Source organism: Kribbella orskensis (assembly GCF_004342085.1).
GTDB classification, from domain to species: domain Bacteria; phylum Actinomycetota; class Actinomycetes; order Propionibacteriales; family Kribbellaceae; genus Kribbella; species Kribbella orskensis.
Genome location: NZ_SLWM01000012.1, coordinates 130,256 through 155,700 on the forward strand (window position 1 = coordinate 130,256; position 25,445 = coordinate 155,700).

26 protein-coding genes are annotated in these 25,445 nt (G+C 69.1%); 12 read left to right on the top strand and 14 right to left on the bottom strand.

All coding sequences use genetic code 11. The annotated features are described in order from the left end of the window. Positions 1 to 75 precede the first annotated feature (75 nt). The gene (locus EV644_RS27955) at positions 76 to 666 is read right to left on the bottom strand and encodes a TetR/AcrR family transcriptional regulator (RefSeq protein ID WP_132191934.1); all 591 of its coding nucleotides are present in this window, start codon (positions 664 to 666) and stop codon (positions 76 to 78) included. Between the two features lie 104 nt (positions 667 to 770). Between EV644_RS27955 and EV644_RS27960 the strand changes: the two genes are divergently transcribed. Then, positions 771 to 1,472: an SDR family oxidoreductase gene (locus tag EV644_RS27960; protein WP_132191935.1), complete on the top strand. Its 702-nt coding sequence runs from the start codon at positions 771 to 773 to the stop codon at positions 1,470 to 1,472. Between the two features lie 4 nt (positions 1,473 to 1,476). On the opposite strand, the gene EV644_RS27965 is transcribed toward EV644_RS27960, so the two are convergent. Beyond that, on the bottom strand, positions 1,477 to 1,785 hold the full coding sequence (locus EV644_RS27965; RefSeq protein ID WP_132191936.1) for a hypothetical protein: 309 nt from the start codon (positions 1,783 to 1,785) through the stop codon (positions 1,477 to 1,479). Between the two features lie 134 nt (positions 1,786 to 1,919). On the opposite strand from EV644_RS27965, the gene EV644_RS27970 reads away from it, so the two are divergent. Continuing rightward, complete coding sequence (locus EV644_RS27970) at positions 1,920 to 3,017, top strand: SAM-dependent methyltransferase (protein ID WP_132191937.1); 1,098 nt, start codon at positions 1,920 to 1,922, stop codon at positions 3,015 to 3,017. A 162-nt stretch (positions 3,018 to 3,179) separates the two neighbouring features. Here EV644_RS27970 and EV644_RS27975 read toward each other — a convergent pair whose 3' ends face one another. After that, positions 3,180 to 3,512 (bottom strand): DUF1330 domain-containing protein, encoded by a 333-nt coding sequence (locus EV644_RS27975; protein WP_132191938.1) that lies wholly within the window; start codon positions 3,510 to 3,512, stop codon positions 3,180 to 3,182. Positions 3,513 to 3,666: 154 nt separating this feature from the next. On the opposite strand from EV644_RS27975, the gene EV644_RS27980 reads away from it, so the two are divergent. Beyond that, positions 3,667 to 5,751 (top strand): serine/threonine protein kinase, encoded by a 2,085-nt coding sequence (locus EV644_RS27980; RefSeq protein WP_132191939.1) that lies wholly within the window; start codon positions 3,667 to 3,669, stop codon positions 5,749 to 5,751. 49 nt (positions 5,752 to 5,800) lie between these two features. Here EV644_RS27980 and EV644_RS27985 read toward each other — a convergent pair whose 3' ends face one another. Then, positions 5,801 to 7,093 carry an adenylosuccinate synthase gene (locus EV644_RS27985; protein ID WP_132191940.1) on the bottom strand — a complete coding sequence of 431 codons (1,293 nt, stop codon included), beginning with the start codon at positions 7,091 to 7,093 and terminating at the stop codon, positions 5,801 to 5,803. Positions 7,094 to 7,518: 425 nt separating this feature from the next. Then, entirely contained in the window at positions 7,519 to 8,004 is a 486-nt protein-coding gene (locus tag EV644_RS27990; RefSeq protein ID WP_132191941.1) for a VOC family protein, read from the bottom strand. 89 nt (positions 8,005 to 8,093) lie between these two features. Here EV644_RS27990 and EV644_RS27995 point away from each other — a divergent pair, with 89 nt between their 5' ends. Beyond that, positions 8,094 to 8,915, top strand: a complete 822-nt coding sequence (locus EV644_RS27995) for an AraC family transcriptional regulator (RefSeq protein ID WP_132191942.1) — start codon at positions 8,094 to 8,096, stop codon at positions 8,913 to 8,915. A 4-nt stretch (positions 8,916 to 8,919) separates the two neighbouring features. On the opposite strand, the gene EV644_RS28000 is transcribed toward EV644_RS27995, so the two are convergent. From EV644_RS28000 to EV644_RS28015, 4 genes are all read right to left on the bottom strand, one after another. Beyond that, positions 8,920 to 9,354 carry a MarR family winged helix-turn-helix transcriptional regulator gene (locus EV644_RS28000; protein ID WP_132191943.1) on the bottom strand — a complete coding sequence of 145 codons (435 nt, stop codon included), beginning with the start codon at positions 9,352 to 9,354 and terminating at the stop codon, positions 8,920 to 8,922. Positions 9,355 to 9,921: 567 nt separating this feature from the next. Further along, positions 9,922 to 11,268: an MFS transporter gene (locus EV644_RS28005; RefSeq protein ID WP_132191944.1), complete on the bottom strand. Its 1,347-nt coding sequence runs from the start codon at positions 11,266 to 11,268 to the stop codon at positions 9,922 to 9,924. 163 nt (positions 11,269 to 11,431) lie between these two features. Beyond that, positions 11,432 to 12,184 (bottom strand): 2-phosphosulfolactate phosphatase, encoded by a 753-nt coding sequence (locus EV644_RS28010; RefSeq protein WP_132191945.1) that lies wholly within the window; start codon positions 12,182 to 12,184, stop codon positions 11,432 to 11,434. A gap of 43 nt (positions 12,185 to 12,227) precedes the next feature. Beyond that, a complete protein-coding gene (locus EV644_RS28015) occupies positions 12,228 to 12,635 on the bottom strand; it encodes a DUF3151 domain-containing protein (RefSeq protein WP_132191946.1) in 408 nt (135 codons plus the stop codon). Positions 12,636 to 12,780: 145 nt separating this feature from the next. On the opposite strand from EV644_RS28015, the gene EV644_RS28020 reads away from it, so the two are divergent. Both EV644_RS28020 and EV644_RS28025 read left to right on the top strand, forming a co-directional pair. Continuing rightward, positions 12,781 to 13,230 carry an HNH endonuclease gene (locus tag EV644_RS28020; RefSeq protein WP_132191947.1) on the top strand — a complete coding sequence of 150 codons (450 nt, stop codon included), beginning with the start codon at positions 12,781 to 12,783 and terminating at the stop codon, positions 13,228 to 13,230. Between the two features lie 79 nt (positions 13,231 to 13,309). After that, positions 13,310 to 14,332, top strand: coding sequence for a type IV toxin-antitoxin system AbiEi family antitoxin domain-containing protein (locus tag EV644_RS28025; protein WP_241998903.1), 1,023 nt, complete (start codon positions 13,310 to 13,312; stop codon positions 14,330 to 14,332). A gap of 22 nt (positions 14,333 to 14,354) precedes the next feature. Here the strand turns inward: EV644_RS28025 and EV644_RS28030 are convergent, their stop codons facing one another. Then, positions 14,355 to 15,386, bottom strand: coding sequence for a saccharopine dehydrogenase family protein (locus EV644_RS28030; RefSeq protein ID WP_132191948.1), 1,032 nt, complete (start codon positions 15,384 to 15,386; stop codon positions 14,355 to 14,357). Between the two features lie 97 nt (positions 15,387 to 15,483). Here EV644_RS28030 and EV644_RS28035 point away from each other — a divergent pair, with 97 nt between their 5' ends. After that, complete coding sequence (locus tag EV644_RS28035) at positions 15,484 to 16,431, top strand: helix-turn-helix domain-containing protein (protein WP_132191949.1); 948 nt, start codon at positions 15,484 to 15,486, stop codon at positions 16,429 to 16,431. A 98-nt stretch (positions 16,432 to 16,529) separates the two neighbouring features. Here the strand turns inward: EV644_RS28035 and fbaA are convergent, their stop codons facing one another. Both fbaA and EV644_RS28045 read right to left on the bottom strand, forming a co-directional pair. After that, complete coding sequence (gene fbaA / locus EV644_RS28040) at positions 16,530 to 17,555, bottom strand: class II fructose-bisphosphate aldolase (RefSeq protein ID WP_132191950.1); 1,026 nt, start codon at positions 17,553 to 17,555, stop codon at positions 16,530 to 16,532. 395 nt (positions 17,556 to 17,950) lie between these two features. Further along, positions 17,951 to 18,670: a GntR family transcriptional regulator gene (locus EV644_RS28045; protein WP_132191951.1), complete on the bottom strand. Its 720-nt coding sequence runs from the start codon at positions 18,668 to 18,670 to the stop codon at positions 17,951 to 17,953. A 111-nt stretch (positions 18,671 to 18,781) separates the two neighbouring features. Between EV644_RS28045 and EV644_RS28050 the strand changes: the two genes are divergently transcribed. Further along, positions 18,782 to 19,837 carry an SIS domain-containing protein gene (locus EV644_RS28050; protein WP_241998905.1) on the top strand — a complete coding sequence of 352 codons (1,056 nt, stop codon included), beginning with the start codon at positions 18,782 to 18,784 and terminating at the stop codon, positions 19,835 to 19,837. Positions 19,838 to 19,893: 56 nt separating this feature from the next. On the opposite strand, the gene EV644_RS28055 is transcribed toward EV644_RS28050, so the two are convergent. Together EV644_RS28055 and EV644_RS28060 are read right to left on the bottom strand one after the other, a co-directional pair. Next, positions 19,894 to 20,571 (bottom strand): hypothetical protein, encoded by a 678-nt coding sequence (locus tag EV644_RS28055; RefSeq protein ID WP_132191952.1) that lies wholly within the window; start codon positions 20,569 to 20,571, stop codon positions 19,894 to 19,896. Between the two features lie 132 nt (positions 20,572 to 20,703). Continuing rightward, positions 20,704 to 21,486 carry an IclR family transcriptional regulator domain-containing protein gene (locus EV644_RS28060; protein WP_132191953.1) on the bottom strand — a complete coding sequence of 261 codons (783 nt, stop codon included), beginning with the start codon at positions 21,484 to 21,486 and terminating at the stop codon, positions 20,704 to 20,706. 60 nt (positions 21,487 to 21,546) lie between these two features. Between EV644_RS28060 and EV644_RS28065 the strand changes: the two genes are divergently transcribed. From EV644_RS28065 to EV644_RS28080, 4 genes are read left to right on the top strand one after another with little or no spacing between them, the layout of a single operon-like run. Then, entirely contained in the window at positions 21,547 to 22,398 is an 852-nt protein-coding gene (locus EV644_RS28065; RefSeq protein ID WP_132191954.1) for a CoA transferase subunit A, read from the top strand. Next, on the top strand, positions 22,391 to 23,143 hold the full coding sequence (locus EV644_RS28070; RefSeq protein ID WP_132191955.1) for a CoA-transferase subunit beta: 753 nt from the start codon (positions 22,391 to 22,393) through the stop codon (positions 23,141 to 23,143). The genes EV644_RS28065 and EV644_RS28070 overlap by 8 nt, the downstream gene beginning before the upstream one ends. Continuing rightward, positions 23,136 to 24,233, top strand: coding sequence for a maleylacetate reductase (locus EV644_RS28075; protein ID WP_132191956.1), 1,098 nt, complete (start codon positions 23,136 to 23,138; stop codon positions 24,231 to 24,233). The genes EV644_RS28070 and EV644_RS28075 overlap by 8 nt, the downstream gene beginning before the upstream one ends. Beyond that, complete coding sequence (locus EV644_RS28080; protein ID WP_132191957.1) at positions 24,230 to 25,444, top strand: thiolase family protein; 1,215 nt, start codon at positions 24,230 to 24,232, stop codon at positions 25,442 to 25,444. Before EV644_RS28075 ends, EV644_RS28080 begins: the two co-directional genes overlap by 4 nt. Position 25,445: the final 1 nt, after the last annotated feature.

Below are 25,445 nucleotides of genomic sequence, written 5' to 3' on the forward strand. Positions count from 1 at the left end.
TCGGGCGCCGGGTGTCGCAGAACCCGGCAGAGGGCCTGGCGATGGATTGCCGCGCCGGCGTTTCTTGGCGTCGTACTAGCGGGTCTGGCCGGCTAACGCCGCCGCCTTGATTCCGGCGGAGTCCAGCACGGACGCCGCCAACGTGACACCGACGCCCCCGAGCGCCTGGGCCCGTACGACGGCCCGGGCGCTCGCGCCGTCGAACACCATCGTCAGCTGCACGGCGAGCAGTTGCGGATCCTCGGCGCCGGCAGCCACCAGCTCGGACTCGAAGAAGTCCGTCAGCCGCTGCTTGAAGTGCCGCGCGACCACGCTGCCCGGGTGCTCGGGGTTCTTCAGCTCGACCGCGGTGCTCACGAACGGGCAGCCGCGGAAGCCCCCATCGGTCAGCGCCGTGTCCTGCCGCTCGAAGACGGCCAGGATCCGCTCCCGCGGCGTGTTCCCGTCCTCCGGACCTGGCTCCAGCACCCGCTGGTACGACGGGCCGTGGCTGGCCAGGCTCTCGGCGATCAGCTCATCCTTGGACCGGAACAGCTGGTACATCGACTTCTTCGAGACCCCTGCCGCCTTGCAGAGCGCGTCCACGCCGATGTGCACGCCGTCGCGGTAGATGAGTTCGCCCGCCGCGTCCAGCAGCCGCTCGCGGGGTGTCGCCTGGGTCGTCATGGGATCGAGCGTACCGGCTCGACTTGCGGGAGGAAACAGATCGGTTTAGGCTCTGGAAACAGAACGGTTTCCTTCCGCACCTCCCATCTCTCTGGAGTTCATTCATGACCACACTCGAAGGCGCGACCGTGCTCGTCACCGGCGGCAACCGCGGCATCGGCAAGGCGATCGTCGACGACCTGCTCACCCGCGGCGTGAAGAAGGTCTACGCGACCGCCCGCGCCCCGCAGCCGAGCACGGACGACCGGGTGGTGAGCCTTCCCCTGGAGGTCACCGACGAGGCGTCGATCGACGCCCTGGTCGCCGCGGCGCCCGACGTGACCGTGCTGATCAACAACGCCGGCGGCAGTTCGCCGGACACCTATCTCGACGTCGACTTCGCAGACATCCGGACCGTCTTCGAGGTGAACTTCTTCGGCCCGCTGAACCTGACCCGTCGCTTCGTCCCGGTGATCGAGGCCAACGGCGGCGGCCACATCCTGAACGCCCACTCGGCGTTGTCCTGGCTGTCCGCCCACGGCGCGTACTCCGCCACCAAGGCCGCGTTCTGGTCCCAGACCAACGGGATCCGGCTGGAACTGCTCGACCGCGGCATCAGCGTCACCGGACTCCACATGGGCTACGTTGACACCGACATGACCACAGCCGTCACCGCGCCGAAGGAGAACCCCGCCGACATCGCCAGGGCGGCCCTGGACGGGATCGAGACCGGCGCTTTCGAGGTGCTCGCCGACGAGACCTCGAGGCAGGTCAAGGCCGGGCTGCCGGACGACCTGAACAACTTCTACCCGCAGCTCAAGGGCTGAGGAGTCAGTTCGCGAACTTCAGCAACCAGGCGGTCAGTTCGACCTTGCCGGTGGTCCCGATATCGGTGACCACCGGCCGGACGACCGGGGCAGCTCCCTTGCCTCGGGCAACGGACAGGTAGGTGCCGGCGACCGCGCCGCCGTACACCTCCACGGTGTTGCTCCAGGACACCGCCGCCAGGGCCGACTCGCCTTTGCCGAGCCGGATCCTGGCGGGTCCTGGATCCGTTGCCAGATAGAACGAACCGCGCGCGACGGCTACCTTCTTCATCACGAGGACCGCGAGCACGCCCGGCCATCCCCACCTCGTCACCTGTTGAACCTATGCGACACGTGGGCGCAGCCCGTCCCGCGAGGCTGAGCGAGTCACCGGCCGGACCTCTGCCGTGCGGGTTCCCGACACGCGTCGGACAGCTTTTCGTAGAGAGTTTGCATAAGATTGAGCGGATGATCGATGTCGTCGCAGTGCTCCGTCCGGAAGATGTCGTAACCGATTTCCTGTCAGTCCTCGATCCACGCCAGGGCCGTGAGGTGCACCTGGTCATCGCCGACCGCGGCGCCTACCTGAAGCTCCCCGCCGCAGTCCCGCTCGCCGGCCGCCTGGCTCCACTGGCCGAACTCCTGGCGACGACCGGCGCGGGTGACAAGCCGTGGCCGACAGGCGCAGTCGCGGATGCGATCGCCCTGGAGACCGGTGACGTCGCGGCGACCGTCTGGACACACTCGCCCGCCGATCCGCGGGAACGCCGCGGCCGCTGGGGACTCGACCTGGCCGGGCTGGTCCGGGCGCCGGTGAAGCACGCCGTCGGCGATACCCGCTCGTTCGAGTGGATCACCGATCTCGACGAACGACACGATCAGCCGTTGATCGACGCCAAGCTCGACTTCGTCAACTCCCACAGCCCGGAGCTGCTCGAGAACGACAACTCCCAGCGGGTCTCCTCGGTCGAGCGGTTCTTCGTGTCCGACCCGGAGGAACGCGCCCGGTTGTTCGCGCTGACCGCGAGCGATGCCGAGGAGCCCTGGGACTCCATCACCTCGCAGTACGAGAACGAACGGCTGGACGCGACCGCGGCGTGGGTGCGGAGTCACCTCGATCCCGCGGCGGGCCGGGTGATCGAGGTAGGCGCTTACGAGGGCGCGTTGACCAGCCGCCTGCTGCAGGACGGGTACTCCGTGGACGCGACCGAGCCGAACCCCACCTTCCTCTCCCGCCTTCGCGAAGCGGTCGAGGGCGACGGCGACATCCGGGTCCACCCGCACAGCTTCGAAGAACTCACGACCACCCGGCGCCTGACGGGCTCGGCGTACCTGCTGATCGAGTTGCTGTACTACGGCCAGGACCTCGGCCTGCTCGACCGGTTCCCCACGGACCGGGTGTTCGTGTCGATGGATCCGGCCGAGCTCGCCGAGCGGACGTGGCCGCCGGGCTGGTCGGTCGAGGAGGAACTCGACCTCGTCATGCCGCGGTTCGAGCCGGTCGTCGGAGGCCGCGTCTACCTTCGCAAACCGGGCAGCCGCGGTCTGCTCCTCCGCCGCCGCTGACAGGGCAGGCGACCACTGGGCGCAGGAATCGGACCGCTGGGCGCAGAAAGCTCGCACGATGGGTGATCGGTTCGCTACCCATGGTGGAGACACCCGCCCTCCGGAGGTCCGCCATGGCGGCCGGCGCCCACCGCCCCGAGGCACCGGCCGCGCCCAGTTGTGTCAGGTGAGGATCTCGGTGAGGACGTCGGTTGCCTGGTGGGAGCGGTCGACGCCTTCCAGGAGCATCGTGACGCCGTCGGCGTTGTCCGTGCGCAGCGGCAGGATCTTCCGGTACTCCGGCGAGTCGTACCAGCCCCGAGCGTGCCCGTAGCTCGGGAACTCGATCACGATGAGCGAGCCCTCCCAGACACCCTCCACATTCTCCGGGACGCCGCCGTGCACGATGAAGTGCCCGTCGAACGGCTCCAGCGTGGCGTCGATCCGCTGCAGGTACGTCACGATCTCGGCGCCCACCCGGACGTTGCGAAGGTTGGCGATCGCGTAGTGGGTCATGGTCTGGCTCCTTGGTCCCTGTCGTTGTCGTTGTCGATGTCGTTGCGACAAGGCTGCCGGTGATAGTGCGGCCCGGCGATTACGTCCGAGGTCATGCGGACGCGTTCGGTCACGGAGCCCGCCGGTGCACTGCTGCCGACGTACCGTAGATGGCATGTCAGCAACAGGGGGACAACCTGCGACGCCTGTCGAGGCGGAGGAACGGGTGGGGCCGTACCGCTTGATCAGGCGGCTCGGGCAAGGCGGCATGGGCGTCGTCTACCTGGCTGAGGGCCCGCAGCACAAAGAGGTCGCGCTCAAGGTACTGCGGCCGCACGTGGCCCATGACCCCACCGCGCGCGCCCGCCTGCAGCGCGAGGCGACCACGCTGCAGAAGGTGAATCACCCAGGGGTGGCAGCCCTTCTCGACCATGACCTCGAGGGCGACCGGCCGTACCTGGTGACGCGCTTCGTCCCGGGCCGGCCGCTGGACGAGCAGGTGGACGAGCGCGGGCCGCTGACCCCGCAGCGCTGGCTGCCGCTGGCCGGCTGCCTCGCCGAGTCCCTGCAGGCGATCCACCAGGCCGGTGTGATCCACCGGGACCTCAAGCCGGGCAACGTGATGATGTTCAACGGCAAGCCGGTGATGATCGACTTCGGCATCGCCCAGGCCGCCGATGACCTCCGACTGACCCAGACCGGCCTCGTGATCGGTACGCCGGGCTACCTCGCGCCGGAGCTGATCGAGGGCGAGATGGTGTCCGAGTCCGCCGACTGGTGGGGCTGGGCAGCCACTGTGGCCTACGCGTCCACCGGGCGGCGTCCGTTCGGCAAGGGACCCTTCGAGATCGTGCTACACCGGGTGCGCAGCGGCGAGGCCGACTTGGAAGGCCTCGACCCCCGCCTGAAGCCACTGCTCGCCGCGGCACTCTCACCCGACCGCCGCGACCGCCCGAACCAGGTCGAGATCATGGCCGGCCTCAACCGGTACGCCGAGGGCCGGGAGGCCCTGATCCCGAACCCGCACACCTCCACCGAGGAGGTCGCCAAGTCGCCCGAGACGGTGGTCATCAACCCGCCGACCTCGGTGATGACCCGGGTGATGCCGGAAGAGTCGGCCGCCGCCGCGCCGAACCGGCACGACCCGGCGGAGGTGGCGCAGTTGGTGCCGCCGGTGATCCCGCCGCTGTCCGCGTTCACGCCGCTACGGGACAAGCTGCGCGACGTGGCAGCTCAGCAGAAGGCGAAGAGCGCCGTCGTGCCGAGCCACCCGGCGACGTACAGCCCGAATCCCACCTCTGCGGCGCCGGCGGCTCTGCCCCTGCCGTACCAAGGTGCTCCTGCCGCTGGTCCTACGTTTGCCGGCCCTGGTACCGCGCCGAACTTCGCCGGGTACGCGGCGCCGCCCCTGCAGCCGACGAACTACCCGGGCCAGGGCCTAGCGCCGTACCAGGCTTCCTATCCGCAGAACTACCAGCAGCCCTATCGGCCGGAGCCGCAGCCGCAGTACCGGCCGCCGCAGCCTCAAGGCCCGTACAACAATCAGCCACCACAGCAAGGCACGGTGGCGAAGCGGCCGCAGGGTGCGGACGGAGTCGTGCGGCCTGAGCAGCAGGCCGCTCGCTCGGTGCTGCTGGTGGCGCTGATGCTGGCTCTGGCCGGGCTGATGGCGCTCGTTCCGGGCTTCGGGTTCCTGGTCACTGCCCTGTTGATCGTGCTCGCCCGGACTGTCGATCGCGGCAGTACTGCGTTGATGCGACGTCGGCAGGTTCGTGGCGGACGCGGCAAGTCGGACGGGCTGGTGGCTGCCGCCGCGAGCCCGGTCCACCTGATCGCGGCGACCTTGATCACGCTGTTCTGCCTGATCCTGCCGGTCATCGTGGGCTTCGTGGTCGGCGGGATGTTCACGGCCAGCGCGGCGAACACGCACGGGCTGGACTGGCAGCCGTTGTCCGCCGTGGGCTTCGCGACCGGAGGCATCGCCGGGCTCCTCTGCGCCTGGGTCGGGCCGGGCGGCACGTCGCTACGGCGCGGCTCCAAGATCACCCTCCGCAACCTCATCGGGCCGGCCTGGCTGAGCCTGATCGTCGCCGCCCTCCTGGTGGCCGCCGCGACCGCGGCCTTCACCAGCGCCGCTACCGGCGGCGGCTCCGACTGGGCCCGCGCTCCGATCCACGCACCGGACCTGCCCAACCGCCCGGGGTTCGGCGACATCCGCGAGTATCCGGTGATCCGGGACCTTCCCTTCCTCGGCCGCTAGAACGACAGAACCACCCGGGCCGTGGTGGCCCGGGTGGTTCTGCTCGGCCTCAGATGCGGTTGTCGAGGATGACGATCTGCGAACGCTCGGGACCGACGCCGACGGCGGAGATCGGCGCGCCGCTCATCGCCTCGACCGCCTTCACGTAGGTCTGCGCGTTCTTCGGCAGGTCCTCGAAGCTCCGGGCGCCGGTGATGTCCTCGTCCCAGCCCTCGTAATCCTCGTAGACCGGAGTCGCGTGGTGGAAGTCGGTCTGCGTCATCGGCATCTCGTCGTGCCGCACCCCGTTGACCTCGTACGCCACGCAGACCGGGATCTTCTCGCGCCCGGTCAGGGTGTCCAGCTTGGTCAGCACGAAGTCGGTGACACCGTTCACCCGGGCGGCGTACCGGGCGATCACCGCGTCGTACCAGCCGCAGCGGCGCGGGCGGCCGGTCGTCGTACCGAACTCGAAGCCCTGCTGCCGCAGCCACTCACCGTCGGCGTCCAGCAGCTCGGTCGGGAACGGGCCCTCGCCGACGCGGGTGGTGTAGGCCTTGATCACGGCCATCACCCGGTCGATCCGGGTCGGCGGGATGCCGGACCCGGTGCAGGCGCCTGCCGAGATCGCGTTGGAGGAGGTGACGAAGGGATAGGTGCCGTGGTCGACGTCCAGCAGCGTCGCCTGGCCGGCCTCCATCAGTACGGTCTTGCCCGCGTCGAGGGCCCGGCCCAGCAGCAGCGGGGTGTCGGCGACCATCGGCTTGAGGCGATCGGCGTACGCGAGCAGCTCGTCCATCACCTCGCCGATCTCGACCGCGCGCCGGTTGTAAACCTTCACCAGCAGCTGGTTCTTCTGCTCCAGCGCGCCGGTGACCTTCTGCTCGAGGATCTTCTCGTCGTACAGGTCCTGGACCCGGATGCCGATCCGGTTCATCTTGTCCGCGTACGTCGGGCCGATGCCGCGCCCGGTGGTACCGATCTTGCGGCTGCCGAGGAACCGCTCGGCCACCTTGTCCAGCGTCCGGTTGTACGGCGGGATCAGGTGAGCGCTGGCGCTCACCACCAGCCGGGACGTGTCGACGCCACGGGCCTGCAGCGCGTCGAGCTCCTCGAACAGCACGCTGAGGTCGACCACCACCCCGTTGCCGATCACCGGAGTCACGCCCGGGGTCAGGATTCCGCTCGGCAGCAGGTGCAGCGCGTACTTCTCGTCGCCGATCACGACCGTGTGGCCGGCGTTGTTGCCGCCGTTGAACTTCACCACGTAGTCGATCTCGGCCCCGGTGTTCCCGAGCAGATCGGTCGCTTTGCCTTTGCCCTCATCGCCCCACTGGGCGCCGACGAGCACGATTGCGGGCATCTCAGCCCTCCTCTTCACGCGTCGGCTCCGACGGCTCCAAAGCCTGCGCGCAGCCGGACGCTGGAAACGGTGAAGCCCGGACACGTTCACCGAAACTTCATCTCGGCACCGCGTCCAGGCTCTTGCGACCAAAGCCTAGCGGAACTGCGCGTTACCACGCCAAAGACCGTCCGCGTGCGCAACACGTGACACCGTGTGCGGCAATCATCGACGACGGGTTGCCATTTTCCGTGATCGCGTGCACACTCTTAGTCAGCGGCCCGCCGAAACTGCCGCAGGGGACGGTTCCGGCGGGCCGCTTCCTCGTTGTCCCGGGCTGACCGATCGCCCCGAACTCCTTACCCGCAAGGGTTCTCGCCGCTTTCACAAGCGCGCATGATCACCGCGCCCGGGCTCGGTGCCCGCCTGGTTGTCTGCAGCTTCTATCAGGCGTCCAGGCCCTCCGGGTTCGACGCCAGCCATTCCTTCACCCGACGGTCCGCCTCCTCCGGCGAGACGTCCTCCACCTTCGTCAGGATCGCCCAGCGATGCCCGAACGGATCGATCACCGTGCCGTACCGGTCGCCGGTCATGAACGTCTGGACCGGCTCCACCTGTCGCGCCCCGGCCTCGATCGCCCGGGCGAACGTCGCGTCCACGTCCGGCACGTAGTGCACCAGCGACGAGTGCACCCACTCGCCGTTCGGCGCCTTCAGCCCGATCTGCGGCATTTCGTTGCTGAGCTGCAGCATCGAGTCACCGAACCTCAGCTCCGCCTGGCCGAGCCGGCCGTCGGGCATGTCCTGCCTGCTGATCACCTCGGCCCCGAACACCTGCCGGTAGAACTCGATCGCCTTCGGGCCGTCGGAGACCGCGAGGTACGGCGTGAGCGAGTGGTAGCCGGGCGGGATGGGGTTCACCGTGTTCGTCATACCCCGCATCCTTCGCCGGCCGCGGCGGGTGGGTCTTGTAAGAACGCGACAGGACCGCTTCTGTCGGCGGGCTGTCGTAGGTTTGGATCGTGCCCAGCCAGCCGTTCGAGAGTGACCGGGGCATCCTGCATCCGCGCGAGCAGGCCCGGCACCGCACCCTGAGCCGACTCCTACCCGGACCCGGCATCAGCCGGTTCGTGGAGTGGTATTGGATCGTCGAGTGGGACCTGCAGGAGCCGTACGTCGCCGAGGTGCTCCCCTACCCGAGCGTCAACGTGACGTTCGAGCAGCCGGGTGGCGCCTTCGTGAACGGCGTCTGCACGGCCAAGTTCGAGCGGGAGCTGACCGGGCGTGGCCGGGTCTTCGGGGTGAAGTTCTGGGCCGGCGGGTTCGGCGCGGTGACCGGGCTCGACGTCGGCTCCTTCCGCGACCAGGTGCTACCGCTCCGGGACGTGTTCGACGACGCCGACCGGCTGGCCGACCTGGTTTTCGCCGAGGAGGACGACGTCCGCCGCCGGGCGGTGTTCGAGGCGTTCCTGAAGGACCACCTAGTGGCGGCGGACGCGCAGTACGAGCTGGTCCGGGCCATCATCGCGGCCATGGCCGAGGACCGCACGATCACCCGGGTGGACCAGCTCACCGAGCGGTTCGACCTGCCGATCCGCACCCTGCAGCGACTCTTCCGCCGCTACGTCGGCGTCGGCCCGAAGTGGGTACTGCGCCGCTACCGCCTGCACGACGGCGCCGACCTGCTGGCCCGCGGCCAGGCCGCCGAGCTGGCCGACCTGGCCCTCGCCCTCGGCTACTTCGACCAGGCCCACTTCTCCCGCGAGTTCAAGGACCAGATCGGCCTCACCCCCGCCGAATACGCCACCCGAAACCAGGCCGAACACCAAATCACCTACCGCTGAGGCGTCACCCCTCGGCGAGGAGCTTGGTGAGGAGAGTGCGGAGCTGGCGATGGCCGCGGTCGCCGAGGATGGCGGTGAGGTGGTCTTCCAGGCCCTGGATGGTGGTTTGGGCGGCGTCGATGCAGGCGTTGCCGCGGTCGGTGAGGACGATCAGCTTGGCGCGGCCGTCGGTGGGGTCGGGCTTGCGTTCGACGTAGCCGAGCTCGACGAGCTCCGCGACCAGCTCGCTCATCGACTGCGGGGTCATGTTGGCGCCCTTGGCCAGGTCCGTCAGCCGGGAGCCCTCGCGCTTGATCTGGGCGAAGACGGCCGAGTGCGATGGTTTCTGCGGGTAGCCCGCGCCCACGACGCCGTCCACGATCTTGAAGCCGAGCAGGCTGTACGCCTGACCCAGCATCGCGATCGTGTTGGCGGCCTGGGGCCGATCCGTTGACGACATGAATTCCTTAAGGTAAACCTGAATATCAGGTCTACCTTAGTATTTTTCGCAGCGGATGTGGGGGGACACACCGTGAGTACTGACAGCGCCGCAAGACTTCGCCCGGCGGACGCGGTCACCAGCCGACGTTTGGGCGCCATCGGATTCTGGGCCGGGCTGGTGGGTGCCGCGTCCGGGCTCTTCCTGATCGCCTATCCGGCCGCGGTCGACGACGGCCGGTACAGCTATCCCTTCACCGCAACGGGTTTCACCATCGCCCAGACGGTGTTTTTCGTCCAGCATGTCTGCCTGGCCATCCTCCTGGCGGGGTTGTTGACCTCCGGCGCCGCCGGCCGTTCGGGGCTCGGCCGGATCGGCGTCGGAGGCAGCATGCTCGCGATGCTCGGGCTGGCCGCGGTCGAACTGGCCGCGATCAGCGCCAGGGACTCGCTCTACCCGAGTCCTCGCACCGACACCCTCGACCTCTGGTACGGCGTGACGTCGATCGCGATCGGCGTCTTCCTCATCATCGCGGGGATCGCCGTACTGCGGGCCAGGGTCTGGTCCGGCTGGCAGCGGTATCTGCCGCTAGTGCTCGGCATCTACGTATTCGTGCCGCTCACGCCCGGCATCCTCGGCCCGTTCGTGGTCGGCCGCCTGGTGATCACGGTGTGGATGGTGCTCTTCGCCCTGCTCGGTTGGGTTCTCATGCGGAGGCCGGTGCGCGGGTCCTGAGCTCCGGACGACGACACCCATCGCGCTCGCCACAAGTGTGGCGAGCACGGCCAGCCCGAAGCCCCAGTGAGGGCTGTGGGCATCGACTACGCGGCCGGTGATCCCCGCACCCGCGGCGATCCCGGCGGCGGTGCCCGAGTTGAGCCACGTGAAGGCCTGCGTCAGTACTGCTGGGGCGACGCGCGACTCGGTCAGCACAGACGACAACACCATGTACGGCGCCAGCGCGGCACCGGGTAGCGCCAGGGCGATGCCGAGCGCGAGTGGTTGGTCCACGGTCAACAGCGGCAGGGAAAGTACGAACAGCGAGCCCAGTGCAAGCACCAACTGGGTAGGAGCCGGCAGCCGCCAACGCCTTGCACCATAGGCGAATCCGACCAGCAGGCTGACCAGACTCGTCACGCTGTAGAGCGGGCCGGCCAGTTCGCCTGTCCCCCGGCCTACAGCGAAAGCGGTCACCGAAACCTGCATGGCGCCGAAGAACAGCCCGACGCCGATGCTCGTACCAACCAGGGCGAGGAACCCCGGGCGCATCAGGCGCACCCGCTTCTTCCGGGAGACCCGTGCACCCGGCGGAGGCGCAGTACGGCGTTGTAGTGAGAGGGACAGCCCACCGGCTACGACCAAGATGGTTGCGAGCCCGGAACCGACTACTGGTGAGACGAGTGCGCTGACGGTTCCGATAAGGGCTGGGCCGACCAGGAATGCGAGTCCTGTCCCCAGAGACTCCAGTGCGAAGGCGGACGACAGCACCGGGCTGCCGCGAAGCGCGTGCGACCAACGAGCCGCGGTCTGTGCTCCGATCTGCGGCAGTGAACCACCTGCAAGCACTCCAGCCCCAACCAGCATCCACAGGGGCGCCGAGGAGACGGCCAGGCCGATCAGGAGGGCCGCTGCGCCCGTGTGGAGGAGCAACGTGAGCGGCAGCATGCGGGTCTGGCCGAAGCGGTCGATCAGCCGGGCGACCTGCGGACCACCGATGGCCTCGGCGACGGCGAAGCCACCCGTCACCGTGCCCGCAGCGGCGTACGAGCCTGTGGCTCCGTGGATCAGCCAGACGATGCCGAGACCGGTCATCGCGATGCCGATGCGAGCGGGCGCAGCGGCCAGATAGAACTTCCACGCTCCGGGAGTGCGCAGGGCGGTGCGATAGCCGCTCTGCTGTTTGGGCGTGCGAATCCGTCCGGTGAGAGCCGGCACGGTGATACCTTCCGCTGCCCGGTGGGGCGGTGATCTGACCGCGGGCGCCCTGCTTCGCCGGTCCGTCTTGCCGCCTACAACCGTCCATTTTCGGCAGGAAGCGGGGACGCACGCCGCCTGCCGGCTATGTCACCGGGCAGTACCTCGGGTTCGGGTGACTGAATCACTCTACTGGCTTGAACACGCCGCCCTGAAGAATTGATACCAGGCGGCTGCTGTTCACCTCCGCAGCGATCGCCACATCCTCCGGGAATCCGTACTGCGTCAGCTCGCGACCACCCGCGCAGTCGTGCAACAGCGTCGGCAACTCACCCGCGACATCCCTGTACGCGGCTGCTGCGGCTCGGGCCTCCGGGGACAGCGGCCCGGCGCCACTGTCGGCCAGTGCGGCCAGGAACGCACCCGCGCCCCACAGGTCTTCCACGGCCGGTCGCAGGGACCCGTCCTTCCACCTCTCCCCCGCAGCGATTGCCACTACGGTCAGCGACGGGTCTTCTGCCAGCTTGGTGGCGACCCAGGCCGCAGCAGCTGCCGCATTGCGCAGTGAGACCGCCAGGACAGTGGATCCGCTGTCGCTGAGTTGCTGGCAGATCGTGGAGCCGTTGGGCGACGGCAGCACCAAGCGCCGGACTCTGGCCCGCCTGATCGTGACAGGCGAGAGGCTGATCCCGTCGTCACCTGCCTGACCGCGCCCGACAGCCAGCGCGGCTTCGTGCTGCTCGGCGAAGGTCCTCGCGGAGTCGTCACGCCACCGGTAGGGCAGCACCTCGATCCCCGCGTCGACGGCGACCGTGACCGCCGTGGTGAACGACAGCACGTCCACCACCGCGACCAGGTCGCCACGAACCTCAGCCGCCCCGATCGGGCTCCAGTCGAACGCGACGCGGTATCCGTCCTGCGCGTAAGGGCTGGTCACCGACGGATCATCGCCCGTCGGCCCAGCCCTCACCAAACAGGTTTCAGCTGAGGACGTCCGCGGCGGTCGGGGACGAGTCGCGCAGGAAGGTGGCGCAGCGCTCGGCCTCGTCCTTCTCGTCGATGATGGCCGCCGCCTTGCCCAGGACGGCCAGGCAGCGCAGGAAGCCGCGGTTCGGCTCGTGCTCCCACGGAACCGGCCCGTGACCCTTCCAGCCGTTGCGGCGGAGCAGGTCCAGACCGCGGTGGTACCCGGTCCGGGCGTAGGCGTAGGCCTCGATGGTGCGACCCTCCGCGAGGGCCGCCTCGGCCAACTCGGACCAGGCCAGCGACGAGGTCGGATATTTGGCCGCCGTGTCGACCGCGGAGGCCCCGGCGGCGAGTTCCGCGGCCGCGGGATCGACGGGGAGTAGTGTCTCGGGTGGACCTGACAGCAGATTGTTCAATTCCATAGGCACATCTTCGCCGATCACGCAGCCGAACCGGCGCGTGACCGTCTGGCGAAATCCGTTGACCGTTCACCGGACGGCCACGGATGCTTGAGACCCTGCGTCGAGACCGCCGTGGTTCCCAGCTACGGCCGGAAGGAGGCACCGGATGAGCGTGATCGTCCTCAACGCGTCATACGAGCCGCTGCACACCGTGTCGATCCAGCACGCCATCCGGATGCTGGTCCGCGAGGTCGCAGTGGTCGAAGAGGCGCACGGCGAACGGACCATCGGCCCTTTTCCGGTGCCACGCGTACTGCGGCTGGTCCGCTACGTGGTGACTCACTGGCGCTACGCCGCGGGCCGGATGAAGTACAGCAAGCATGGCGTGCTGAGACGGGACAAGTTCCGCTGTGCCTATTGCGGGCTGGACAACGCCGACACGATGGACCACGTCCAGCCCAGATCCAGAGGTGGGCGGACAGAATGGCTGAACGCGGTCGCCGCGCATGCCTCGTGCAATGAGCGGAAAGGCAATCGCACGCCTGCCGAGGCCAACATGCCCCTCCTCTGGCAACCCTGGGTACCGACCCGCGCCGAGCTCGTCATACAGACATGACGGGCTTTTTTCTTGCCCTCTTTCCACAGGATTGAGGTCCGTTCCGGGTTGAGGGTCTGATCGCTGCATCTTCTTGGGTGTGAACCCACAACTCAGCGTGATGACCCACATCCGCGGCGGAGTGTTCACCCGTGCGGACGCCCGCGCGTGTGGTTACCCCGACCCGGACATCGACTCCCTGCTGGACACCGGCGGCTGGCGCCGGATCCGGCCGGGCACCTATGCCCCGCACCAGACCCTCACCCTCGTCGACGACGAGATGCTGCACCTCCGCCACCTCTACCAGGTACTGCGGTCCGGCGAGCCCGGGTTGATCGCCAGCCACCAGTCGGCCGCCGCACTCCATGCGCTGCCGCTCTGGGGCTTCGACCTGAACCGCGTCCATGTCACCGCCCGGACAGGCCGGTGCGGCTGGCACTCCGATGGAGTGCACCGCCACGTCCGTGACCCGGTCGGCCCAGGCGTCCGCACCTGGAACGGTCTGCGCCTGGTCTCGGCCGCCCGCGCCATCGCCGAACTATCGGTCGCTTCGGCTCTCGCCCCAGTGGTAGCCCTGGCCGGGGCAGCGATCTACGCGGGCCTGGCGACGCCGGCCTCGCTGAAGCGTGCGGCGAACCAACTGGAGCGAGGCGTCGAGCGGGCTCGACTGGTCGCGTCCCTGGCAGGGACGGGCTCTGCCTCGGTCGCCGAATCCCGGCTCCGGTTGATCCTGCACGAGGCCGAACTCCCGGCCCCTTCGCCTGATCCACCGCCGATGCCCGAGCCCACAGGGGACTTCGGCACAGACCTCTCGGGCTCGTCCCTCTGGTTCCCGGACGAACGCACGGTGGTCGAGTTCGAGCCGCGCATCCCCTTCTGGAGCCCGCACCCTGACGACTCCTTGGAGGACGCCGCCGCCCAGGCCTTCGCGCCCGACCCTGGCGAACCAGCTGCACCCGCGCCGCTCGAGTACTGCTGGATCTCCTGGCCCGACTTGGATCAGCCCGCCGCCGTCAGCTCGCAAGTCCGTGCGGCCTTCACCCGGGCAACTCGCCGTACCGGCGTCCGGCCGTTTCCCTTGTCCCGGCTGCCCACCAATGCCTCCAAGCCTTCACCCGCCTAACCCGCCGCCTCTTGTGTGCGGGTCAGTCTGAAAGGTCGACCGAGAGATGTGGAGTCAGCGAGCGGAGGAAGTCGGGCGCGTCGAAGATGGCGCCAGCCGAGGCGACACCTGTTGTCCGTGTCTGGCCGGCCAGGATACGACGGACGGCCTCCACTGCCAGTGGTGCGGTGACCGCGTAGATGTCCTGGCCGCGGGCGGTGGCTCGCCGCTCGACGCCACCTGCGCTGACGATCACGTCGACCACGAATGTCTGGTCCGAACGACCCAGAGCGTCGACGGCCTCGGGTGCCGGCGTGTCCTCGCTGGCAAGGTCCCTCGCGGCCTCGACGGCCATGTAAGTGCGGACTTCGGGGACGGCCAGATGGCTGGGAACGGTGACGACATCGGCCATAGTGAACTCCGCGATCACCGCTCGCCGGCCCAAAGGCTCCGGGAAGTCCCAGTCCTGCTCTTTCGGCTTGTCATCGTGGTACTGCAGGGCGCCGTCCTTGAACCGCACCCGACGGCCCGCCCGACGCTGATGCGACACCTGACCCGCCGTCCGAGTGCCCGGCGTGGGATGCCAACTGCTCAACCCGTACGCGACGTGCGCCACGTCGGCCGCGGTCCACTCCCCCATGGTCGCGGTCACCAACAGGTCGCCCAATCCGCCGTAGAAGGCCATCGCCGGCAGCACCGGGATGCCTGCCTTCCGAGCTGCCTCCGCATGGTCGGCGAACATCGCGAGGTTCGCCTCGATCTCTGCCGCGACGTCGACGTACGGGATCCCCGCGCGCAGGGCTGCCTCGACTACGGGGCCTGCGGTCAGTGCGAACGGCCCGGCACAGTTGATGACGGCCACCGCACCTGCGAGTGCCCGGTCCAAGGAGGCCGGGTCATCTACCGTGGCCGGCCGCACCGCCAGCTCGCCCAACTCCTTGGCCAGCACCTCCAACTGAGCTGCGTCACGCCCGGAAAGGATTGGTGTGAAGCCTCGCTCGAGCAGTTCGGCGACGATGAAGCGTCCGGTGTGCCCCGTCGCTCCGTAGACGACTACTGCGTCCGCTGTGCCCATGATTCCCCTGATCTCGTTGTTCTGGAGGGTCAACTCTCGCGGTCCGGCGGACCTCACCGTGATAGTCCGGAACGACATCATGCGTACACTTTCGGACATGCATACCGTCGCGCTCGCGACTGCCGGTCATCTGCTGCACTTCGAGCTGGCAGTGGCCTACGAGATCTTCCGCACGCCCCCGCAGGAAGTCACGGACGGCTGGTACGACGTCCTGCTCTGCGGGCCAGGACCGGTGCGGATCGGGCCGTTCATGGTCGAGCCCGACCATGGGCTGGAACGCCTCATCAGCGCCGACACCGTGATCGTGCCCGCCTGCGCGGACATCGACGAGCCGCCACCACCGGAACTGGTCGAAGCCGTTCGTGCTGCCCACGAGGCGGGTGCGCGGGTTGCGTCGCTTTGCACCGGGGCGTTCGCGCTCGGTGCTGCGGGACTGCTCGATGGTCGGCGGGCCACCACTCACTGGGCTCATACCGCGGAGCTGAGTGCCCGTCATCCACAGGCTGTGGTCGATCCGGACGTGCTGTACACCGACAACGGCAGCGTGCTCACCGCTGCTGGGAAGGCCGCCGCCGTCGATCTCTGCATCCACCTGATCCATCTCGACCACGGCGCGGGCATCGCCAACACGGTCGCCCGTCGCCTCGTGATGCCGCCGCATCGGCCGGGCGGTCAGGCGCAGTTCGTGGCGACGCCGATGCAGGTGTCGGGCGACCACATGCTGGCCAGCCTGCTCGCTTGGGCGCGGGAACGGCTGGACCAGCCGTTGACGGTGACGGACCTGGCGCGGCGGGCGAACACGAGCCCGCGCAATCTCGGGCGGCAGTTCCGCGCCGTGACCGGGCAGACCCCGCTCCAGTGGCTCCTCACCCAGCGCGTACGCCGCGCCCAGGAACTGCTGGAGGCCACCGACGAGAGCGTCGAGGCAGTCGCCGTCGCCACCGGCATGGGCACCGCCACCACGCTGCGCCGCCAGTTCAAACGCATCGCCGGAGTCCCACCCGACTCCTACCGCCGCTCCTTCCGCACCACCCGGACCAGCTGACCTCAGAGCTTGAGACTCCAGGGCTTTCAACACTCCAGAGCCTTGGAAAGAGAAGAACCCGCCGCGGAGTGCGACGGGTTCTTCGGGGTGTTTGCGGGTCAGGCGAGGAGGGAGGTGCCCTGGGAGCGGAGGTGCTCGCAGGCCTCGACTACGCGGTTGGCCATGCCTTGCTCGGCGGCCTTGCCCCAAGCGCGGGGGTCGTAGGCCTTCTTGTTGCCGACATCGCCGTCGACCTTGAGGACGCCGTCGTAGTTGCTGAACATGTGACCGGCGGCCGGGCGGGTGAACGCGTACTGGGTGTCGGTGTCGATGTTCATCTTGACCACGCCGTAGTCGACCGCGGCGCGGATCTCCTCGAGCGTCGAGCCGGAGCCGCCGTGGAAGACCAGGTCGAACGGGCGCTCCTTGCCGACCTTGGCGCCGACCTGCTCCTGGATCTCCTTCAGGATCTCGGGGCGCAGCTTGACCGAGCCGGGCTTGTAGACGCCGTGCACGTTGCCGAAGGTGAGCGCGGTCAGGTAGTGGCCGTGCTCGCCGGTGCCGAGCGCCTCGACCGTGGCCAGGCCGTCCTCGACGGTGGTGTACAGCTTGTCGTTGATCTCGTTCGCGACGCCGTCCTCCTCGCCGCCGACAACGCCCACCTCGATCTCCAGCACGATCCTGGCGGCCGCGGCCTTGGCGAGCAGGTCCTTGGCGATCTCGAGGTTCTCCTCCAGCGGCACCGCGGAACCGTCCCACATGTGCGACTGGAACAGCGGGTTCTCGCCGCGCGCGACGCGCTCGGCGGAGATCTCCAGCAGCGGCCGGACGAAGCCGTCCAGCTTGTCCTTCGGGCAGTGGTCGGTGTGCAGCGCGATGTTCACGTTGTAGTTCTTCGCGACCTCGTGCGCGTACGCCGCCAGCGCGACCGAGCCGGTGACCATGTCCTTCACGGTCGAGCCGGACAGGTACTCCGCACCGCCGGTGGAGACCTGGACGATGCCGTCCGAGCCGGCCTCGGCGAAGCCGCGCAGCGCGGCGATCAGCGTCTGCGAGGAGCTGACATTGATGGCCGGGTAGGCGAACTGGTTCTGCTTCGCCTTGTCCAGCATCTCGGCGTAGACCTCAGGGGTGGCAATAGGCATGTCTCGCGGTACTCCTCACAGCAAAGTTCATGTGGGTTTGAGCTCCAGTGGTGTGTCTCGCTCCTGGCTTGAGTGCTGGCGGTGTCCAGGCGGGTAGCTCGCAAGGCGGAGGGAAGGGCTCGATGCTTTTCCATCGTGCCCTTTCCTCCAACGCCGCGAGGTGCCCGCCTGGGCGCCGCCAGTGCCAAGCCAGGAGCGAGACACACCACTTAGTATTACCGTCGCGCACCTCGTCGTGCGCGGCGGGCCTGCTGCCGGGCCGGCCAGGTGGCCGGGAGCGAACGGCAGCTGAACAGACCAGTTGATGAACAGGACCGGTCCAGTTTGTTGCTGGCCACCTGGCTCCGGCGCCCGCTGGGCGGCCGGGTTCAGGCGGCTGAGTCGGGTCGGCTGCTTCAAGCCGAACCTGATCGCGGGCCCCGGGGTGTCAGGGCCATGTGCAACCGGTAGCGGTCGGCCCGGTACGCCGACCAGGACAGCTCGACGACCTTGCGGCCGGCGAAGGTGGTGCGCTCGAGGACCAGCAGGGGTGCCCGCCGGGCCACGCCGAGCACCCGGGCGACGTGACCGTCGGCGTTGTCCGCCCGGACGGTCTGCTCACCGGAGGTGACGACGACGTCGTACTCGCTCGCGAAGACGTCGTACAGGGTGCCGAGCTCACGGCCGAGCAGGCCGGGGAAGAGCGCGGACGGGTAGAAGCCGACCTCGTAGGCCATCGGGGAGGCGTCGGCGGTGCGCAGCCGCTCGACCCGGATCACCTTGGTGCCCTTCGGGACCCGCAGACCCTTGGCGGTCTCGTCGGACGCCTCGATCTCGGTCGCCGAGAGCACCACGGTGCCCGGCTCGAGACCGCGGGCCCGCATCTCGCGGGAGAAGGACGTGAGGTGCAGCTGGGAATCGACCTGGGGACCGGTGACGAAGGTCCCCTTGCCGTGCACGCGTTCCAGCGCGCCGGACTCGACCAGGTCGCTGATCGCCTGCCGGACGGTCACCCGGGACACGTTCAGCTTGTCCACCAGGGCACGCTCGGACGGGATCGGGTCACCCGGGTGCAGCTCGACGTCGATCAGCCGTTCCAGCACCGATCGGACCTGGGCCCGCTTCGTCGCAACCATCGAAACTCGGTCCTCCTGACCTGGGCGGAGCTTCGAGGGGTGCCCCGGTGCGCCGCTCACTGCTATCGTGCGCAGCATACCTGTTAAGACCAGATAGGACCAGTGATCGTCGTGGTGTCAACGCCCGTCCCCGCCCCCGCCACCCAGATGGCGCGCGAGATCGCCGAGCAGCCCGCGGCGCTGGCCGCGACCTTCGAGCACGTGCTGCCGCTGCGGCACGAGATCACCCGGCTGGCGGCGGGCCGCCGGCACGTGATCTTCGTGGCCCGGGGCTCCTCCGACAACGCCGGCGTCTACGGGCGGTACCTGACCGAGATCCATGCCGGCCGCCAGGCCTCACTCGCCGCGCCCTCGGTGGCCACCCTGTACGGCGCGAACCTGGACCTGTCCAACTCGCTGGTCGTCGCGATCAGCCAGTCCGGCGCGACCCAGGAGATCGTCGACACCGCCGAGTGGGCCAAGCGCAACGGCGCCGCGGTCGTCGGCATCACCAACGACGGCAACAGCCCGCTGGCCTCGACCGCCGACGTCGCCCTGATCACCCAGGCCGGCAAGGAACTGGCGGTCCCGGCGACCAAGACCTACACGACGCAGCTCGCCGCGATCACCGTCGCGGTCGACGCGCTCGCGCAGAAACCGGGCACCCTCGACGCCGATATCGCCCGCGTCCCGGAGGCCGCCGCCCAGATGCTCGAGGGCTCGGTCGACGCCGCCGCGGACCTGCTCGCCGGCGCGCACGATGTGCTGTCCAGCGGCCGTGGCCTCACCTTCGGTACGACGCTCGAGGTCGCCCTCAAGCTGGAGGAGACCTGCCTGCAACCGGTCCGCGGACTCTCGTACGCCGACCTGAAGCACGGGCCGATCGCCGTGGTCGACGCGGACCTGGTCACCATCCTGGTCGCGGCCGGGGACGGTCCCGCACTGCCGGGGATGACCGAACTGGCCTCGATCGTCCGGGAGAAGGGCAGCAAGATCCTCGGCATCGGCGGCGACGCGACCTTCGCCTCCCGCTGCGACGTGAACCTGGCCGGTCCGGACCTACCCGAGACCCTGGCCCCGCTGGCGCTGATCATCCCGGCCCAGCGCGCGATCGAGGCCCTCGCCCGCAAACTCGGTCTCGACCCCGACGCCCCCCGAGGCCTCCGCAAGGTCACTCAAACCGACTGACCTCCACCTCCCGACCAGAGCCCCACCGCTCAGATCGCTCGAGCTGTGGGCTTTGGTCAGGAGCTGGCGGTCCCGCGGCGTTGGTAGTCGGGACGGCGGCGGCGGAGGCGCTGGTCTGCGAGGGTTTGCAGGAGGAAGGTGCCTTGCTCGTCGTCGGCGCGGCCGGTCAATTCAGGCTGCCGGAGGTGCACGGTGCAGCGTCCCGCTTTCAGCACGTCTTCATCGCCCGTCTGCGGCGACGGCTTGTGCAGGGCCACGACGGAGCAGATCGGGGCGAGCGCGGTGCTCCAGTTCCGCACGGCGTCCGGTCCGTCGTCGGCCACCACGTCGATCCGCCCGTTGTGCACAGCAGCCGCGACCGCGGCCAGTTCGGGATGGGCGGTGAGCAGATCGCACAGCCAGATCAGGTCTGCCGTGGTCAGATCAGCCGCGTCGAACTCGGCCGGCGCCGGCTCCGACAGCCCGACAGCAGGCCTCAACTCAGCCCCGAAGCGCCCACCTGACCCCACACCGAGGCGACCGCCCGATCCAGCGCCCGATCCAGCACCGGAAACCGCGCCGGATCCTCGGGGCCGCCGGGCGAGCGGGCGGGCAGGGCCGCGGTCCTGGACGTCGGAGACGATCGTGTCGAAGGTGGCGCTCGCGTCTCGCAGGCGGTGTTGGGCCACGACGGCGACGATGATCGCCACCGCCACCAGCAGCGCGGCAACGGCGGCCCACCAGGTCCCGGGCATGGGGTGCTCTTTCCCGCGGGAACCCGCCTGTCGCGGACCCCTCACTCCAGGCCTTACCTCTTTACCCGGTCAGATAAACGGAACTGGCCGTTTCAGTTGATGAATCAAACGTTTCCTGAGGCAACGGTCGGGTCAGATCCGCCCCCGCCGGCGGAGCGCCGTACCGATCTGGTCGGCGCACTCTCGCAACGGCTCCAGCACATCTTCGCGCAACGAGTCCGGGGTGGAGCGGGATGCGTGCGCAGAAACGTTCAGGGCGGCGACAGCCCGGCCGCGCGAGTCCCTGATCGGTACTGCGATCGACCGCAACCCCAGCTCCAACTCCTGGTCCACCAGGGCATACCCGTCGACATCGGCCTTGGCGATCACGTCCCGCAGGTCGTCCACCGAGGTCACCGTGTACTCCGTCAGCGCCTCTGCCTCGAACGACGAGAGGTACGCCGACAACTCGTCCTCAGCTAGTCCGGCCAGCAGCACCCGCCCCATCGACGTCACGTACGCCGGGAGGCGGGCTCCGACGCCCAGGGCAACGGTCATGATCCGGCTGGTCGGCACGCGCGCGACGTACACGATGTCCGGCAGGTCCAGCGTCGCGATCGAGCACGACTCGCGGGTCTTCGCGCTCAACTCCTCCATGAACGGCCCGGCGATGTCCCCCAGATCCAGGGACGACAGGTAGGCCCAGCCGAGCGCGAGCACCCGGGGCGTGAGGGAGAACCGGCGCCCGTCGCTGCGCACATACCCGAGTTGCTCGAGCGTGAGCAGGATCCGCCGCGCGGTCGCCGGGGTGATCCCGACGTCGCGGGCCACCTCGCTCAGCGTCAGCGACGGCGTGTCCGCGGAGAACGCCCGGATCACCGCGAGCCCGCGCTCCAGTCCTTGCAGGAACGTCCCTGTAGACGCGTCACCTGGCATCGGCTAGCCTTTTCGTTGAAAGAAGAATCTTTCGCTGAGCGAAATCCTAGCGGAGAGCCGATGACAAGTCCAGTTCCCCTGGCCGACGCGATCGCCGCGCACGTGCACGACGGGGACACGGTGGCGCTCGAGGGCTTCACCCACCTGATCCCGTTCGCCGCGGCCCACGAGATCGCCCGGCAGGGCCGCCGCCACCTGACCCTCGTCCGGATGACGCCGGACCTCGTCTACGACCAGCTGATCGGGCTGGGCTGCGCCGACGAACTCGTCTTCTCGTACGGCGGGAACCCGGGTGTCGGCTCGCTCCATCGCCTCCGCGACGCCGTGGAGAACCACTGGCCGCACCAGCTCACCGTCCACGAGCACAGCCACGCCGGGCTCGCGAACGCCTACTCGGCCGGGGCCGCCCGCCTGCCCTTCGCGGTACTGCGGGGCTACCGCGGCACGGACCTGGAGGAGCAGCGGGACATCATCAGCCGGGTCACCTGCCCGTTCACCGGCGAGGAACTGGCGGCGGTGAAGGCGGTGAACCCCGACGTGACGATCATCCACGCGCAACTCGCGGACCGCGACGGCAACGTGATGCTCTGGGGAATCACCGGGGTGCAGCGCGAGGCGGTGCTGGCCGCGAAGCGCGCGATCGTGACCGTCGAGGAAGTGGTCGACGAGTTCCCCGAGCACACCGGCGCGGTGATCCTGCCGAACTGGGTGCTGGCCGCGGTGAGCGTCGTACCGAACGGAGCCTGGCCTTCGTACGCCGCCGGCTACTCGGTTCGCGACAACGACTTCTACCAGCAGTGGGACGCCACCTCCCGCGACCGCGAGCGCTTCCTCGCGTGGGCAGAGCAGAACGGCCTGGCGCCGGGCAGCGTCGGCGGGCCGGTTGAGCCGAAGGAGAGCACCCATGTCTGAGTGGACCAGCGCGGACATGATGAACGTGGCGGCCGCGCGCGAACTCCACGACGGCGACGTCTGCCTGGTCGGCGTCGGCCCGCCCAACCTCGCCGCGAACCTCGCGCGCCGGACCCACGCGCCCGGCTGCCGCCTCGTCTACGAGTCGGGTGCCATCGACGCACGGCCGAAGAAGCTGCCGCTGTCGATCGGCGACGACGACCTCGCCGCGACGGCGACCACGGTGGTGTCCGTGCCGGAGATGTTCAACTTCTGGGTCGGCGCCGGCCGGATCGACGTCGGGTTCCTCGGCGCCGCGCAGATCGACCGCTACGGGAACATCAACACCACCGTGATCGGCGACCATGACAACCCGAAGGTCCGGCTGCCCGGCGCGGGCGGAGCACCCGAGATCGCCGCCGCCGCGGGCCGGGTGATCGTGATCGTCAAGCAGTCGCCCCGGACGTTCGTGGAGCGCGTCGACTTCGTCTCCTCCGTCGGCTACGGACCGACCGGCCGGGAGCGGGTGGCTCGGGGTGCCGGCCCGACGCTGGTGATCACCGACCACGGCGTGCTCGAACCGGATCCCGAGACCAATGAGCTGACCCTGACCCGCCTGCACCAGGGCGTCACCGTTGAGCAGGCGGTCAAGGCGACCGGCTGGCCGCTCAAGGTTGCCGACGACATCGAAGCGGTGCCGCCACCGAGTGACGAGGAACTGACCGCGCTGCAGAAGCTCAGGAACCGGGAGGCCGTCGATGCCTGAAGCCTTCACCCACACCTCGCTGCCCGGCCGGATCGTGCTCGGCCCCGGCAGCCTCGACCAGGTGCCCGACGAGGCGGACCAGTTGGGCATCAGCAAGGTGTTGCTGATAGCAACGAGGTCCGCGCGCGACGCGGCGGATCTGCTCGAGGTCGGACTCGGCGACAGGTTCGCCGGACGCATCGACGAGGTCCGTCAGCACGTGCCGAAGGAACGGGCCGACCAGGCGCGGGCGAAGGCGAGCGAGGTCGGCGCCACCGGCCTGGTCGCGATCGGTGGCGGCTCGGCGATCGGGTTGGCCAAGGCGATCGCCCTCACCTCCGGCCTGCCGATCGTCGCCGTGCCCACCACCTACGCCGGCTCGGAGATGACTCCCGTCTGGGGTGAGACCGCCGAGGGCGAGAAGACCACCGGTACGGATCTGGTCGTGCTCCCGAAGACGGTGGTCTATGACCCGCTGCTCAGCCGTGGACTCCCCCTCGAAGTCACCGCTGCGAGCGTCGCGAACGCGATGGCTCACTGCGTCGAGGCCACCTGGACTCCCAAGGCCGACCCGATCACCGAGGTCACCGCGGTCGAAGGCGTCCGCGCCCTTCGCGAGGGGCTGCTGAGTGTTCTTGCCGAGCGCACCGATCTGGAGGCCAGGAGCAACCTTCTCTACGGCGCCTCTCTCGCCGGCTCAGCACTGGCGACTGCGGGAACCGGCCTGCACCACAAGCTGTGCCACCTGCTCGGTGGTTCCTACAACCTGCCGCACGCCGAGACCCACGCCGCAGTACTTCCACAAGTCACCAGGCTGAATGCCGGCGCCGTACCGCGGGCCAAGGCTCGCCTCGAGACAGCGCTGGAGACGGACGACCTGGCCAGCGGGCTGTTCGATCTGTTCGCCCAGGCCGGGGTGCCGACGAGCTTGCGGGAACTCGGGCTGACCGAGGAGCAAGCCCGCGAAGCAGCCTGGAAGTTCGCCGCGAAGGCTCCGGCCAATCCGGTGCCGCTGGACGAGGACACCGTGACCGAGATCCTGCTTCGCGCCTGGGCTGGTGAGCGTCCCACGCCGGCAGCGGCGGAGCGACCCGAAGGAGTAACTCAATGAGATCTGCCTACCTGCTGGATGCTGTCCGGACGCCGGTCGGCAAGCTTGGTGGGGCGTTGTCCGGCGGCCGTCCCGACGACCTGGCTGCCGTCACCCTCCGCGAACTGCTGGTCCGGCACCCGGGCCTCGACCCCGCGCTGATCGAGGACGTCTTCCTCGGCAACGCGAACGGCGCCGGCGAGGAGAACCGTGACGTCGCCAGGATGGCCGCTCTGCTGGCCGGCTACCCCACCAGCGTCCCCGGTACTACGGTCAACCGGCTCTGCGGGTCCGGCCTCGAAGCCGCGATCCAGGCGGCTCGTGCGATCGAGACAGGCGACGCGTCCCTGCTGGTGGCAGGCGGCGTCGAGTCGATGAGCCGTGCACCCTGGGTGCTCCCGAAGCCCGACAAGGCCTTCCCGCACGGCAACGTGACGGCCGAGTCCACCTCGCTCGGCTGGCGCTTGGTCAACCCCCGGATGCCGAAGGAGTGGACGGTCTCGCTCGGAGAAGCCACCGAGCAACTGGCCGAGCGGTACCACGTCGGCCGCGAAGCGCAGGACCTCTTCGCGCTGGAGAGCCACGAGAAGGCGGGCAAGGCCTGGGCGGCCGGCCGGTTCGACGCCGAGGTGGTGCCCTGGGAGCACCTGGCCCCGATCCTGCCGCAAGGACGCAACGCGCCGCAGCCGCTCAGCCGTGACGAGTCGATCCGCGACGGCGGCACGCTCGAGGTGATGGCCGGACTCAGGCCCGCCTTCCGGGACCAGGGCACGGTCACCGCGGGCAACTCCTCGACCCTCAACGACGGCGCGTCCGCAGTACTGGTGGCTGATGAGGACACCGCACAGCGGCTCGGCATCCCGCCGCTGGCGCGGATCGTCAGCCGGGCGGTGCACGGCGTCGACCCGCAGTACTTCGGGATCGGTCCGGTCGAGGCATCCCGCAAGGCATTGGCCAAGGCCGGGATCGGCTGGGACGACCTGGCGCTGGTCGAGCTCAACGAGGCGTACGCGGCGCAAAGCCTTGCCTGCTTGGGGGAATGGCCCGAGCTGGATCGCGCGAAGGTGAACGTGAACGGCGGGGCGATCGCGCTCGGGCATCCGCTGGGCAGCTCCGGGACACGAATTCTGACCACGCTCGCGCATGAACTGCACCGGCGCGGCGGCGGCTACGGCCTGGCGACCCTTTGCATCGGGGTCGGCCAGGGATTGGCGATGGTGATCGAGGCATGAG